Source organism: Stenotrophomonas sp. YJH_SMC_122, assembly GCF_059369535.1.
The window spans coordinates 698,502-711,511 of sequence record NZ_JCAFST010000001.1; the positions used below are offsets into that span (position 1 = coordinate 698,502).

General features: G+C 67.2%; 14 protein-coding genes. 8 read left to right on the top strand and 6 right to left on the bottom strand.

Going from position 1 to position 13,010, the window contains the following annotated elements; all coding sequences use genetic code 11:
- Window positions 1-75 precede the first annotated feature (75 nt).
- The 5 genes from eda to zwf form a co-directional block, all read right to left on the bottom strand.
- The gene (gene eda, locus AC5P66_RS03325) at window positions 76-735 is read right to left on the bottom strand and encodes a bifunctional 4-hydroxy-2-oxoglutarate aldolase/2-dehydro-3-deoxy-phosphogluconate aldolase (RefSeq protein WP_049414671.1); all 660 of its coding nucleotides are present in this window, start codon (window positions 733-735) and stop codon (window positions 76-78) included.
- A 290-nt stretch (window positions 736-1,025) separates the two neighbouring features.
- Entirely contained in the window at window positions 1,026-2,942 is a 1,917-nt protein-coding gene (gene edd / locus AC5P66_RS03330; RefSeq protein ID WP_049413492.1) for a phosphogluconate dehydratase, read from the bottom strand.
- A 58-nt stretch (window positions 2,943-3,000) separates the two neighbouring features.
- Window positions 3,001-3,723 carry a 6-phosphogluconolactonase gene (gene pgl, locus AC5P66_RS03335; protein ID WP_049413491.1) on the bottom strand — a complete coding sequence of 241 codons (723 nt, stop codon included), beginning with the start codon at window positions 3,721-3,723 and terminating at the stop codon, window positions 3,001-3,003.
- On the bottom strand, window positions 3,720-4,727 hold the full coding sequence (gene glk / locus AC5P66_RS03340) for a glucokinase (protein ID WP_099495508.1): 1,008 nt from the start codon (window positions 4,725-4,727) through the stop codon (window positions 3,720-3,722). The genes pgl and glk overlap by 4 nt, the downstream gene beginning before the upstream one ends.
- A complete protein-coding gene (gene zwf, locus AC5P66_RS03345; RefSeq protein WP_049413486.1) occupies window positions 4,724-6,160 on the bottom strand; it encodes a glucose-6-phosphate dehydrogenase in 1,437 nt (478 codons plus the stop codon). Before zwf ends, glk begins: the two co-directional genes overlap by 4 nt.
- 352 nt (window positions 6,161-6,512) lie before the next feature.
- On the opposite strand from zwf, the gene AC5P66_RS03350 reads away from it, so the two are divergent.
- Window positions 6,513-7,595, top strand: a complete 1,083-nt coding sequence (locus AC5P66_RS03350) for an ABC transporter ATP-binding protein (RefSeq protein WP_099495507.1) — start codon at window positions 6,513-6,515, stop codon at window positions 7,593-7,595.
- Window positions 7,596-7,669: 74 nt separating this feature from the next.
- On the opposite strand, the gene ygfZ is transcribed toward AC5P66_RS03350, so the two are convergent.
- On the bottom strand, window positions 7,670-8,545 hold the full coding sequence (ygfZ, locus tag AC5P66_RS03355) for a CAF17-like 4Fe-4S cluster assembly/insertion protein YgfZ (RefSeq protein ID WP_111096900.1): 876 nt from the start codon (window positions 8,543-8,545) through the stop codon (window positions 7,670-7,672).
- Window positions 8,546-8,584: 39 nt separating this feature from the next.
- On the opposite strand from ygfZ, the gene AC5P66_RS03360 reads away from it, so the two are divergent.
- The 7 genes from AC5P66_RS03360 (at window position 8,585) to AC5P66_RS03390 (ending at window position 13,008) form a co-directional block, all read left to right on the top strand.
- Complete coding sequence (locus AC5P66_RS03360; RefSeq protein ID WP_080342731.1) at window positions 8,585-8,755, top strand: DUF1674 domain-containing protein; 171 nt, start codon at window positions 8,585-8,587, stop codon at window positions 8,753-8,755.
- A 56-nt stretch (window positions 8,756-8,811) separates the two neighbouring features.
- On the top strand, window positions 8,812-9,204 hold the full coding sequence (gene sdhC / locus AC5P66_RS03365) for a succinate dehydrogenase, cytochrome b556 subunit (protein ID WP_005416132.1): 393 nt from the start codon (window positions 8,812-8,814) through the stop codon (window positions 9,202-9,204).
- Window positions 9,201-9,587 carry a succinate dehydrogenase, hydrophobic membrane anchor protein gene (sdhD, locus tag AC5P66_RS03370; RefSeq protein WP_005409077.1) on the top strand — a complete coding sequence of 129 codons (387 nt, stop codon included), beginning with the start codon at window positions 9,201-9,203 and terminating at the stop codon, window positions 9,585-9,587. The genes sdhC and sdhD overlap by 4 nt, the downstream gene beginning before the upstream one ends.
- A gap of 31 nt (window positions 9,588-9,618) precedes the next feature.
- On the top strand, window positions 9,619-11,409 hold the full coding sequence (gene sdhA, locus AC5P66_RS03375; RefSeq protein WP_099495504.1) for a succinate dehydrogenase flavoprotein subunit: 1,791 nt from the start codon (window positions 9,619-9,621) through the stop codon (window positions 11,407-11,409).
- A 66-nt stretch (window positions 11,410-11,475) separates the two neighbouring features.
- The gene (locus AC5P66_RS03380; protein WP_005409079.1) at window positions 11,476-12,261 is read left to right on the top strand and encodes a succinate dehydrogenase iron-sulfur subunit; all 786 of its coding nucleotides are present in this window, start codon (window positions 11,476-11,478) and stop codon (window positions 12,259-12,261) included.
- 98 nt (window positions 12,262-12,359) lie between these two features.
- The gene (locus AC5P66_RS03385; RefSeq protein WP_049413478.1) at window positions 12,360-12,608 is read left to right on the top strand and encodes an FAD assembly factor SdhE; all 249 of its coding nucleotides are present in this window, start codon (window positions 12,360-12,362) and stop codon (window positions 12,606-12,608) included.
- Window positions 12,559-13,008 carry a hypothetical protein gene (locus AC5P66_RS03390; protein WP_099495503.1) on the top strand — a complete coding sequence of 150 codons (450 nt, stop codon included), beginning with the start codon at window positions 12,559-12,561 and terminating at the stop codon, window positions 13,006-13,008. The genes AC5P66_RS03385 and AC5P66_RS03390 overlap by 50 nt, the downstream gene beginning before the upstream one ends.
- Window positions 13,009-13,010 lie beyond the last annotated feature (2 nt).

Here is a 13,010-nt window from a genome sequence, read left to right on the forward strand (position 1 = left end):
GAGCCCATGCTCGGCTGCTTTCCGGCCTGCGGGCGCGGAGCCGAGCATGGGCTCGGCTCTGCAGCTGCGTCGGGCTCAGTGGCCGCGCACGCGCTTGATGATCTTCGCCGCGTCAGCGGCGCTGGTGCGCACCTTGTCCCATTCGCCGTTGGCGATCCAGTTGCCCGGCACCATCCACGAACCGCCGATGCAGACCACGTTCTTCTGCTCGAGGTACTCGGCGGCGGTGTTTTCGGTGATGCCGCCGGTCGGGCATAGCTTGAGGTCGGCGACCGGGCCGGCCAGACCCTTGATCATCGCCAGCCCGCCCACGGCTGTGGCCGGGAACAGCTTGCACACGCGGAAGCCGCGCGCATACAGCGACAGCAGTTCGGTCGGCGTGGCCGCACCCGGCACTACCGGCAGCGGTGCCGCCGCCAGCGCATCGGCCAGCGCCGGTGGCGTACCCGGGGTCACCAGGAAGTCCGCGCCCGCATCGATCGACTGCTGCATCTGCTCCACGGTCAGCACCGTACCGGCACCCACCACCACGTCCGGCAGCTCACGCTTGAGCGTTGCCAGCGCTTCCATCGCCACCGGCGTGCGCAGCGTCAGCTCGATCGCCGGCAGGCCACCTTCCAGCAACGCCGCACTGACCGCACGCGCCTGGTCCAGCGTATGAATCGTCACCACCGGCAGGATGCCCGCCGCACGCAACAGCTCCGCCGCCTTCACCTGATGTTGTTCGATACCCATAGCTCTGCTTCTGCCTTTGCTGTCGAATTTGATTTTCAGTGATCACTTCGCGGCATTGATGCGCCGGAGAGTGTCAGAAGGGCGCGGTCAGCCCCAGCCGGGACCGTGAGCGGCATGGATGCCGCGACCGAGCCCCCATGGGTGAGGGCGCTTTGCTTGCGAAGCACCGCTTTGCAAGCGCCCGAACGCCCAACCGCCAGCGGTTGGGCCGGCCCCGTAGGGGGTTTACGGCGTGTCCCGGCCAGGGCGCTCTACTGCCCAGGTCGGGAAGCCTGCCGCGGCTTTTCGCTTCAGGCGTCTTTTGCCTCATGCGGCGCCGCCGCCGCTGCGGCATCGTGCCCCAGCTCATACTCCGCGTCGTAGTCCCACGGCCCGCCATCGGCCGCCGCCGGCCCGCACGAAATCGAAATCGCGCCCTGGTCGGCCGGGCCCACCACGCGACGGTTGATCGCGAACAGGTTGCGGCCCAGGTCATGCGCGGCCGGCGCGGTGTTCGGCGCCAGCGGACGTGCTGCCCATTCCGCCGCGTCCACCAGCACTTCCAGCGTGCCGGCCTCGCCGTCGAGTCGGATCATGTCGCCCTCGCGGACCTTGGCCAGCGGGCCACCGCGCGCCGCTTCCGGGGTCACATGGATGGCCGCCGGGATCTTGCCCGAGGCACCGGACAGGCGGCCGTCGGTGACCAGCGCCACGCGCCGGCCCTGGTTCTGCAGCAGGCCCAGCAGCGGTGCCAGCGAATGCAGTTCGGGCATGCCGTTGGCACGCGGGCCCTGGTAACGCACCACCGCCACGAAGTCCTGCGGCAGCAGGCCACCGGCGTGCAGCTTGTTCAATACCTGCGGTGCATCGACCACCACCGCCGGTGCTTCGATCGTTCGGTACTGCGGTTTCACCGCCGACAGCTTGATCAGCGACTTGCCGAGGTTGCCGCGCAGCAGGCGCAGGCCACCTTGGTGCTCGAACGGATTGTCGACGCCACGCACCACTTCGTCATCGGCACTGTGTTCCAGGCCCGGCAGGTAGACCAGCCGGCCGTCACGCAGCTGCGGCTCGCGCGCATAGTCGGCCATGCCGCCACGCGCGACGCTGACCAGGTCGCCGTGCATCAGGCCCGCCTTGATCAGCTCGCCGAACACGAAGGCCGGGCCGCCAGCGGCCGCGAAACGGTTCACGTCGGCCTCGCCGTTCGGATAGACACGGGCCAGCAGCGGAATCAGCTGCGACAGTTCGTCGAAGTCGTCCCAGGTCAGCACGATGCCGGCCGCACGCGCCACCGCGATCCAGTGGATGGTGTGGTTGGTCGAACCGCCAGTGGCCATCAGCGCGATGACCGCGTTGATGATCGCGCGCTCGTCAATGATCCGGCCCAGCGGGCGGAAGTCGTCGCCCAGTGCGGTGATGTCCAGCGCTCGTTCGGTTGCCTCGCGGGTCAGGGCGTCACGCAGCGGCGTGCCTGGATTGACGAACGAGGCGCCCGGCAACTGCACGCCCATGGCTTCCAGCAGCACCTGGTTGGAGTTGGCCGTGCCGTAGAAGGTGCAGGTGCCCGCACCGTGGTACGACGCGGACTCGGCTTCCAGCAGCTCTTCGCGGGTGGCCTCACCGGCGGCGTAGCGCTCGCGCACTTCGGCCTTCTGCTTGTTCGGGATGCCCGGGGTCATCGGGCCGGCCGGTACGAACACTGCCGGCAGATGGCCGAAGGCCAGCGCACCGATCAGCAGGCCCGGCACGATCTTGTCGCACACGCCGAGGTAGACGGTGGTATCGAACATGTCATGGCTGAGGCCGATGGCCGTGGCCTGGGCAATGACATCGCGCGAGAACAGTGACAGCTCCATGCCACCACGGCCCTGGGTGACACCGTCGCACATCGCAGGCACGCCGCCGGCGACCTGTGCGGTGGCGCCCAGCTCGCGGGCGATGCCGCGGATCTGTTCGGGATAGGTCTCGAACGGCTGGTGCGCCGACAGCATGTCGTTGTAGGCGGTGATGATGCCCAGGTTCGGCGTCACGCCGCCGCGCAGGCGGCTCTTGTCGGTGCCGCCGCAGGCGGCGAACCCGTGGGCGAGGTTGCCGCAACTCAGGCGGCTGCGGAACGGGCCCTCGCGCAGGGAGGCATCGATCGCGGCCAGATAGGCGGCGCGCGAGGCGGCGCTGCGGCGGATGACGCGCTCAGTGATGGCTTGCAGTTGAGGATGGAGGCTCATTGGCTACCGGCATTCGTGGTGGCGAGAGGCAAGCGGCGGCACGGCGCCGCCGCCGACATCAATCAGCCCAGTGGACGCGCAGGCGCGCGCCTTCCAGGTTGATCGCATTGAGGATCGGATACTGCTGGGCATCGTTGCTGTCCAGCGCCTGGCGCAGTACCTGCAGCTTCTGCTTGCCGCGCAGCAGCAACAGGCGCTGGCGGCACTGGCGCAGGCCGTGCGGGGTCAGCGTGATGCGCAGCGGCCACTGGTTCGCGCCTGGGCAGCCGGTGGCATCCAGCGCGGCATAGGGCAGGGTGCTTTCCAGTGCGCGTGCGAGGTCTTTCGAGCCAGGGAACAGCGAGGCGGTGTGCCCGTCGTTGCCCATGCCCAGCGCTACCAGGCTCGGCGGCTGGCTGTGCTGCGCCTGCAGGTTGGCGGTATACACGCATTCGGGCAGTGGCTTGCCGATCCGTACCAGCGGATCGAAGTGGGCGCCCTCGGTACGCTTGAGCAGGTGCTCGCGCACCAGCCAGGCGTTGCTGTCGCGATCCTGCGGCGACAGCCAGCGCTCGTCGGCCAGGCTCACTTCAACCCGGTCCCAGTGCACGTCCAGCTCGGCCAGTGCCTGGTAGACCGGAGCCGGCGTGGTGCCGCCGGACAACAGGATGCGGGCGCGGCCCACTTCATTGATGTCGTGGTTGAGGGTGCGTGCCATCTCAGCGGCCACCGCTTCGATCCAGCCGTCGGCGTCGCCGTGCTGGATGAACTCGATGCGATCGTCGTGGAAGCTGGGGTTCATTCGGCAACTCCTGGTGCGTCACGTTCGGCGTCGGTGGCATAGGCGGCGGCGCCCAGCAATCCGGCGTGGGGATGCATCACCGCCAATGAGGGTACGCGCGCCATGATCGAGGAGAAGCGGCCCTTGTGTTCGAAGCGCTGGCGGAAACCGGAGTGCTGCAGCGAATCGAGCATCTTCGGGGTCAGGCCACCGGTCAGGAACACGCCATCCCAGGCGCCCTGGGTGAGCACCAGGTCACCGGCGATGGCGCCGAACACGGCGCAGAACACGTCCACGGTGCGCATTGCCTGCGGATCACCGTGCAGGGCACGGGCGGTCACGTCCACCGGCTGCAGCTGGCCCGGGTCGATACCGGCCATCTCGCACACGGCGCGGTGGATGTTGACCAGGCCGGGGCCACAGATCAGGCGCTCGTTGGAGACACGGCCGAACTGTTCGGACAGGATCTCCAGGATGCGGATCTCTTCCGGGGTTCCCGGCGGGAAGCTGACATGGCCGCCTTCGGTTTCCAGCGGGTAGCAGCGGCCGTGGCGCATGATCAGGCCGCCCACGCCGAGGCCGGTACCCGGCCCGATCACTGCGTAGTTGCGCGGCTGGCCCGGCTTGCCCGGTACCCAGGCGGCACCGCCGACCTGGACCACGTCCTCGGGCTGCAGCAGCGAGATCGCCATCGCCTGTGCGGCGAAGTCGTTGATCAGGTGCAGCTCGTCGAAACCGAGCATCGCTGCGGTGCGGCTGCGCGAGATCACCCACGGATGGTTGGTGATGCGTGCTTCGTCACCATCAACGCGACCGGCCACTGCGAACACGCCGCGGCTTGCGGTGGCGCCGATCTGTTCCAGATGGTGGCGCGCGGCATCACCCAGCGAAGGGAACTCCGCCACCGCGTACTCGCGGATGCTGTCCTTCTGCAGAGGTGCGTCCTGCGAGGTGTCTGCCAGGGCGAAGCGGGCATTGGTGCCACCGATGTCGGCCACCAGCACCGGCTGCGAGCTGGCACTCATGCCGACGCTCCGCTGTCCGGTGCGTCCACGCCCTGCGGCAGGAACTCGCCGGCATTGCTCGGGCCCCATTGGCCGGCGGGGTAGGGCTCCAGCGGGAGCTTGGCGTCCTTCCACGCGTCGGCGACGCTGTCGATCCAGGCCCACGCGGCGCGCACTTCGTCGTCGCGCACGAATAGCGTGTGGTTGCCATTGAAGGCGTCCAGGAACAGGCGTTCGTAAGCGATGCGGCGATGCAGGCCGGTTGGCACCGACAGTTCCAGTTCCAGCGGATGCAGTTCCAGCGCGCCCCATTCCGGGCCGGCCAGGCTGCTCATTAGGCCCAGTTCGATGTTCTCCTGCGGCTGCAGCTGGAACACCAGGCGGTTCGGTGCGGCCTGCGCGCGCTGCGGGCGCTCGAACAGCCAGTGGGTGACCGGCTTCAGCGTGACCACCACGCGGGTGGTGCGCTCGGGCAGGCGCTTGCCGGTGACCAGGTGGAACGGCACGCCGCTCCAGCGCCAGTTGTCGATATGCGCGGTGACACCGGCGAAGGTTTCCACGTCGCTGCCTTCCGGCGGCTGGTAGGCCTGCGCCGGCTGGCCGTTGATGGTGCCGGCGGTGTAGCGGCCGCGGATGCTGTCGCGCGCGGCGTGCTTCGCGTCGAGCGGGCGAAGGGCGCGCAGCACCTTGACCTTCTCGTCGCGGATGCGGTCGGCTTCCAGCGACGCCGGCGGCTCCATCGCCACCATGCACAGCAGCTGCAGGATGTGGCTCTGCACCATGTCGCGCAGCGCGCCGGAGCGGGCGTAGTAGGCATCACGGCCATCCACGCCTTCGCTCTCGGCCACCAGGATATGCACCGATTCGATGTAGTTGCGGTTCCACACCGCTTCCAGCAGCGTATTGCCGAAGCGCAGCGCGATCAGGTTCTGCACTGCCGCCTTGCCCAGGTAATGGTCGAGGCGGAACACGCGGTCCTCGTCGATCCACTGGCCGATGGTGCTGATGATTTCCTCGGCGCTCTCGCTGTCGCTGCCGATCGGCTTCTCCAGCATCAGGCGTGCCGGCGCGGCGAGGGCGCCGCCCCTGGCCAGGCCTTCGCAGGTGGAAATGTACAGGCCCGGCGGAATGGCGAGGTAGCTGACGCACTTGCGGTGCACCAGATCGGAGACCGCAGCGGCAACCGAGTCGACGTCGCGCAGGTCCACCGAACGGTAGTCGATGCGGCGCAGCAGGGCAGCGATGTCGTCCTGCGTGGCCATCGGCATGGCCTGCTGCAGGCGCGGCCGCAGGATGTCATGGAAGGCTTCGGTGTCATGCCCGGACAGGGCCAGTGCGCGGACGCGGAAGTCCTCCGGCAGCAGGCCGTCGCCGAGCAGGCGAAGCAGCGAAGGGAACAGGTAGCGCTGGGCCAGATCACCTGTGGCACCGAACAGGAAGAGGGTGTCGTGCATCGCTCGAGTTTCAGATCCGGGTGACATCGTTGTCAATCGCTTCATGGCTGGGTTCGGGGGACATCCGCGCAACTGCCTGTCCGAGGATCGTCAGGGGCGATCTCCAAGGTTGCGGAAGACCGTTCCATTCGAAACCACTACCTCGGCGGAACCTTCGTTCAACCGCCGACGCAGATCGGTGCGCACCGATCATCGGATAGTGCCACGTGAAAACGTTTACATGGCAGAATGGGCAACTGTATTCGATTGCAGTGCTCGCCGTCATGCGGCAGGCGCGCAATCATCACTGCCATCGGGAGGGCCGAGGCAGTCCCAAAAGACAGCCCGGCTTCGGGCGGACCGGATAGGTGATATGGCAAAAGTGCAGTTGCAGGGTGTGCGCAAGGTCTACGACAACGGCCAGGTCGCGGTGAAGGACGCCAGCTTCGAGGTCGCCGATGGCGAGCTGATGGTGCTGGTCGGTCCGTCCGGCTGTGGCAAGTCGACCCTGTTGCGGATGGTGGCGGGCCTGGAAGAGATCAGCGGCGGCACGCTGACCATCGGCGATCGCGTGGTCAACGACGTGGCGCCGAAGGATCGCGACATCGCCATGGTGTTCCAGAGCTACGCGTTGTACCCGCACATGACCGTGGCCGAGAACCTGGCCTTCGGCCTGAAGCTGCGCGGGCATGACAAGGCGACCATCGACAAGCGCATTGCCGAGGCGGCGCAGACGCTGGGCCTGACCGAGATGATGGACAAGCTGCCCAAGGCGATGTCCGGTGGCCAGCGTCAGCGCGTGGCACTGGGCCGGGCGCTGGTGCGCGAGCCGGCGGTGTTCCTGCTCGACGAGCCGCTGTCCAACCTCGACGCCAAGCTGCGCCACAGCGTGCGTACCGAGATCGCACAGCTGCACCGCAAGCTGGGCACCACCATGATCTACGTGACGCACGACCAGGTTGAAGCGATGACGCTGGGCCAGCGCATCGTGGTGCTGAAGGACGGCATCATCCAGCAGATCGATACGCCGATGGCGCTGTACGACCGCCCGGCCAACCTGTTCGTGGCCGGTTTCCTCGGCAGCCCGGCGATGAACGTGCTGCGTGGCACGCTGCAGGGCGATGCCGGCGGCGTGAGCGTGGTCGACGGCGAATGGCGCGCGCCACTGGGACAGGCCACGATCAATCCAGCGTGGCTGCAGAAGCCGATCGCGGTCGGCGTGCGGCCGGAGCACCTGCAGCCTGCTGCTGCCGATGACGCGCATGCGTTCATCGCGCGCATTGAAGGCATCGAGCCGGTCGGCAACGAGATCTTCGTCAATCTGAGCAGTGGCCAGCATGCGCTGACCATGCGCGTGGCACCGCAGGCGCTGCCAGCAGTGGGCGAGCAGATCCGCGTGGCGATTCACTCGCAGGGCCTGCACTTCTTCAACGCAGAGAGCGGCGAGCGCCTGTAACCGGTAGTGCCGGCCGCTGGCCGGCAACCTCCATCATGCGTGGTTGCCGGCCAGCGGCCGGCACTACCACTCATTCAGCGCGCCAGCCCGTCCAGCAACGGCACGCGCTGGGCGGTGGCGCTGCCCACCTGCAGGTCGGCGTCACTGGCTTCCAGCGGCAGCACCGCCAGCGCCAGGTCACCGGCCACGCTGGCGATCGTGCCCAGCGTCGCGCCGTCCTGCAGCACGCCATCGCCGGCCTGTGCCGGTGCCGCGGTGTGCAGCAGCTGCACCGCGCGCTTCGCCTTGCCGAGGAAGTGGGTGCGGGCGACGATTTCCTGGCCCGGGTAGCAGCCTTTCTTCACGCTGTAGCCATTCAGGCGGTCCAGGCCCAGCTGCTGCGGGGTCCACACTTCGCGCTGGCTCTCGTCCAAGCGCGGCAATCCGTAGCGCAGGTCGGCCTGGCGCCAGGCGAGGGCGAAGGCGGCCTCATCGGTTTCGCTGCCGGATGCAACGGCGTCCGCCGCCCCAATGCGCAGCGTGCGCGGCAGGACGTCGCTGCCGAGGTCCAGCTCCCAGCCGTCACCTGCAGCGCGCGCGATCGCGGCGCCGCTGGCAGCCTCGGGCGCAGTGAACGCACCGGCCACGGCCAGATCGCTGCGCACCCGTACCTTCACCTTGCGACGGAACACGAAGCGCTGCAGTTGCGACGCAATCGCATCGGCATCGCCATCTGCCAGCACCAGCATCACCTGGTCATCAGCCAATCGCAGCAGCTGGAACACCGCCAGGGTGCGGCCCTTGGCGCTCAGCCAGGCGCTCCACTGCCAGTGCAGCAGGGGCAGGGCGGTGACGTCGCTGCTGAACTGGGCGTGGGCGAAGACGGCCGCATCCGGGCCCTGCAGGCTCAGCAGCTGGTGGCCGGGCAGGCGCGGATATCCGACGAAAGCAGGGGGCAGGTTGTCAGGCACGTGAACGAGGTCTAAAATTTGTGCGTTGCGAGACCGAACATGATAGGCCAAACAACCCCCACTCCCGACGACGAATCTGAAGCCCCGCTGGTCCCCGTGGCACCCGTGCCCGTGGAACAGGAAAAAGCAGAGGAATTCGGCGGCCGCGGCGGACTTGATCCGGTGCGGTATGGCGATTGGGAGAAAAACGGACGCTGCATCGATTTCTGATCAGCATTGAGCCAACGCGGCCGCGTGCCGCCCAGCCGAGACAACGAGCCCAGCGAATGGCGACCAGACAACGCCCACTTTCCCCGCACCTTCAGGTGTATCGCTGGCAGATCCAGATGGCCACCTCGATCCTGCATCGAGCCACCGGCATCTTTCTGTCTGTTGGTGCCCTCATCATCGCTGCCGGCCTGCTGGCCCTGATGATGGGGCCCGAGTCCTGGAACTGCTTCACCGGCCATGCCGGGGCCTGGTATGGCCGCGTGTTCCTGTTCGCGTGGACATGGTCGTTCGCCTATCACCTGTGCAATGGCATCCGCCATGTGGTGCAGGACTTCGCCATCGGCTTCAGCATCCCCGCCTTCATCCGCAGCAGCTGGCTGTCGGTCATCGGCAGCCTGGTGATCACCCTGCTGGTGTGGGCCTATGTGATGTTCGGAGGTGCCGCGTGAGCAAGTTCCGTACCCCGCTGAAGAACGTGCGCGGCCTGGGCTCGGCCAAGACCGGCACCGAGCACTTCGTGCACCAGCGCCTGACCGCCGCCGCGCTGGTGGTGCTGGGCATCTGGTTCCTGGTCTTCGTGCTGGGCCTGCTGGGCTCGGATTACGCGACCGCCGCCGCCGCCGTGGCCAAGCCGTGGAACGCAGTGCCGCTGATCGGCCTGCTGATCGCCATGTTCTGGCACGCGCAGCTCGGCATGCAGGTCGTGTTGGAAGACTATATCCACGAATCGCTGCTGGCCCTGGTGCTGCAGACCGCGGTGAAGTTCGTCGCCGTGCTCGGCATGATCGTCAGTGTGTTTGCGGTGGGCCGCATCGCCCTCGGCGTTGCCTGAGCCCAGGCACCTACACAGGAATCCAGATTAGATGTCCGCTTACAAGATCACCGAACACAAGTACGACATGGTCGTGGTCGGCGCCGGCGGTGCCGGCCTGCGCGCCACGTTCGGCCTGGCCGCCAAGGGCCTGCAGACCGTGTGCCTGACCAAGGTCTTCCCGACCCGTTCGCACACCGTTGCCGCCCAGGGCGGTATTTCGGCCGCACTCGGCAACATGGGCGAGGACGACTGGCGCTACCACTTCTTCGACACCATCAAGGGGTCGGACTGGCTGGGTGACCAGGACGCCATCGAGTACATGTGCCGTGAGGCCATCCCGGCCATCATCGAACTGGAACACTACGGCGTGCCGTTCTCGCGCACCGCCGAAGGCAAGATCTACCAGCGCCCGTTCGGTGGCATGACCACCAAGTACGGCGAAGGCCCGGCGGCGCAGCGTACCTGCGCGGCGGCCGACCGTACCGGCCACGCGATGCTGCACACCCTGTACCAGCAGTCGCTGAAGCACGATGCGCGCTTCATGATCGAGTACTTCGCGCTTGACCTGATCTTCGACGACGAAGGCGCCTGCCGCGGCGTGCTGGCCCTGGACATGTCCGATGGCACGCTGCACCTGTTCCGCGCCCAGGGCGTGGTACTGGCCACCGGCGGCTACGGCCGTGCCTACTTCAGCGCCACCTCGGCGCACACCTGCACCGGCGACGGTGGCGGCCTGGCCATGCGTGCCGGCATCGCCATGCAGGACATGGAGTTCGTGCAGTTCCACCCGACCGGCATCTACGGCGCCGGCTGCCTGATCACCGAGGGTGTCCGCGGTGAAGGCGGCATCCTGCGCAACAGCAGCGGCGAGCGCTTCATGGAGCGCTATGCACCGCACTACAAGGACCTGGCCTCGCGCGACGTGGTCAGCCGTTCGATGACCATCGAGATCCGCGAAGGCCGCGGCGTCGGCGAGCACAAGGACCACATCCTGCTCGACCTGACCCACCTCGGCCCGGGCGTGATCGACGACAAGCTGCCGGGCATCGCCGAGAGCGCCCGCATCTTCGCCGGCGTCGACGTGCACAAGCAGCCGATCCCGGTCATTCCGACCGTGCACTACAACATGGGCGGCATCCCGACCAACTACCACGGTGAAGTGGTGCAGAAGGTCGGCGACAACGACAATGCCGTGGTGCCGGGCCTGTACGCCATCGGCGAAGCGGCCTGCGTGTCCGTGCACGGCGCCAACCGCCTGGGCTCGAACTCGCTGCTGGACCTGGTGGTGTTCGGCCGTGCGGTGGCCAACCGCTGCGCCGAGACCATCAAGCCGGGTGCCGCGCACAAGCCGCTGCCGGCCGATGCCTGCGACAAGGCGCTGGGCCTGCTGGACAAGCTGCGCCACGCCAACGGCGATACCCCGACCTCGGTCATCCGCGATCGCATGCAGCGCACCATGCAGGCCGACGCGGCGGTCTTCCGTACCAGCCAGACGCTGAAGGAAGGCTGCGAGAAGATGGACAAGATCTTCGACTCGTTCCAGGACGTGAAGGTCTCCGACCGTTCGCTGGTCTGGAACTCGGACCTGATCGAGACCTACGAGCTGAACAACCTGCTGCTCAACGCGGTGGCGACGATCAACTCGGCCGAACAGCGCAAGGAAAGCCGTGGTGCGCATGCGCACGAGGACTATCCGGACCGCGACGACGTCAACTGGCAGAAGCACACCCTGGTCAGCGTCGACGAGAAGGGCAAGTGCAGCTTCGACTACCGTCCGGTGCACATGTACACGTTGACCGACGACGTGTCCGTGGTGCCGCCGAAGCCGCGCGTGTACTGATCCGACCCCGCCTACCATGCAATCCGCGCCCACGGGCGCGGGCCGCCTGAGCCAACGAGAGCAGCCATGGCCGAGTTTTCACTCCCCAAGAATTCCAAGATCACGAAGGGCAAGCACTTCCCCGTCAAGAACGGCGGCAAGAACGTGCGCACCTTCAAGATCTACCGCTGGAGTCCGGACGACGACAGCAACCCGCGCACCGATACCTATGAAGTCGATCTGGATGCCTGTGGCCCAATGGTCCTGGACGCCCTGATCAAGATCAAGAACGAGATCGACCCGACCCTGACCTTCCGCCGCTCGTGCCGCGAAGGCATCTGTGGTTCGTGCGCGATGAACATCGACGGCACCAATACCCTGGCCTGCACCCGAGCCATCTCGGACTGCGGCAAGAAGGAAGTGCCGATCTACCCGCTGCCGCACATGAACGTGGTCAAGGATCTGGTTCCGGACCTGACCCACTTCTACGCGCAGTACGCCTCGATCAAGCCGTGGATCCGCACCCAGACCCCGGCACCGCCGGACCGTGAGCGCCTGCAGTCGCCGGAAGACCGCAAGAAGCTGGACGGCCTGTATGAGTGCATCCTGTGCGCCTGCTGCTCGACCAGCTGCCCGAGCTACTGGTGGAACGGCGAGCGTTACCTGGGCCCGGCAATCCTGCTGCAGGCTTACCGCTGGATCATCGACTCGCGCGATGAGGACACCGGTGCGCGCCTGGACGATCTGGAAGATCCGTTCAAGCTGTATCGCTGCCACACCATCATGAACTGCGCCCGCACCTGCCCGAAGGGCCTGAACCCGGCGCTGGCGATCGCCGAGATCAAGAAGCTGATGATGGAACGCCGCGCCTGATCAGGCCTGGCTGTACCCGGTGGAGCCGCGCTACGCGTGGCTGCACCACCTCAGTAGAGCCACGCCATGCGTGGCTTTGCTGTATCTGGAGAAGCACGATGGAAGACGATGTTCTGCTGAAGAAGCTGCGCTGGCGCTGCCGCCGCGGCATGCGCGAACTGGACCAGCTGTTCGGCCGCTACCTGGACCGTGAGTGGAGCACTGCACCGACCGGAGAGCGCGAGGTTTTCCTGTTCCTGCTCGATTGCGAGGACGATAAATTGTGGCGCTGGTTCATGGGCTATGAGGCTTGCCCGCATGCGCACGCGATCCCCCTCATGCAGAAGATCCTCGCCCTCAAGCCTTGAGTGGCGCCCCTCGCGGCTGCAGGCCGCCGCCCAGTTGGCGGTGCTGCTGGCCTCTCCCTGGTTGTTGCGCGCCTCGGATCTGCCTGCGCGGCTGCTGATGCCCGCGCTGCTGCTGGCCTGGGGCGTCGGCTTGGCCGAACTGGCCTGGCGCCAGCGCAGGCCACGCGTGCAGGTGCGTCTTCCGCCGCTTCCCGGGCCATTGCAGGTGGCCGGGCGGGACGTCGATACGCCACGGCTGGTGGTGCGTGGCCCATGGTTGTTGTTGCTGTGGCGTGAGGATCGGCGCCGCCGGCGCCTGCTGTTCTGGCCGGATGTGCTCGATTCCGGGCAGCGACGTGAACTGCGACTGGCCGTGGCCGCACGCAGCGTTTCCCGTCAGCCCCGGTCGATGGCACCATAAGC

Bases quoted from the DNA above. Each gene is read 5' to 3' on its own strand.
- eda (WP_049414671.1), bottom strand. From the start codon at position 735: ATGGGTATCGAACAACATCAGGTGAAGGCGGCGGAGCTGTTGCGTGCG.
- edd (WP_049413492.1), bottom strand. From the start codon at position 2,942: ATGAGCCTCCATCCTCAACTGCAAGCCATCACTGAGCGCGTCATCCGC.
- pgl (WP_049413491.1), bottom strand. From the start codon at position 3,723: ATGAACCCCAGCTTCCACGACGATCGCATCGAGTTCATCCAGCACGGC.
- glk (WP_099495508.1), bottom strand. From the start codon at position 4,727: ATGAGTGCCAGCTCGCAGCCGGTGCTGGTGGCCGACATCGGTGGCACC.
- zwf (WP_049413486.1), bottom strand. From the start codon at position 6,160: ATGCACGACACCCTCTTCCTGTTCGGTGCCACAGGTGATCTGGCCCAG.
- AC5P66_RS03350 (WP_099495507.1), top strand. From the start codon at position 6,513: ATGGCAAAAGTGCAGTTGCAGGGTGTGCGCAAGGTCTACGACAACGGC.
- AC5P66_RS03360 (WP_080342731.1), top strand. From the start codon at position 8,585: ATGATAGGCCAAACAACCCCCACTCCCGACGACGAATCTGAAGCCCCG.
- sdhC (WP_005416132.1), top strand. From the start codon at position 8,812: ATGGCGACCAGACAACGCCCACTTTCCCCGCACCTTCAGGTGTATCGC.
- sdhA (WP_099495504.1), top strand. From the start codon at position 9,619: ATGTCCGCTTACAAGATCACCGAACACAAGTACGACATGGTCGTGGTC.
- AC5P66_RS03380 (WP_005409079.1), top strand. From the start codon at position 11,476: ATGGCCGAGTTTTCACTCCCCAAGAATTCCAAGATCACGAAGGGCAAG.
- AC5P66_RS03385 (WP_049413478.1), top strand. From the start codon at position 12,360: ATGGAAGACGATGTTCTGCTGAAGAAGCTGCGCTGGCGCTGCCGCCGC.
- AC5P66_RS03390 (WP_099495503.1), top strand. From the start codon at position 12,559: ATGCGCACGCGATCCCCCTCATGCAGAAGATCCTCGCCCTCAAGCCTT.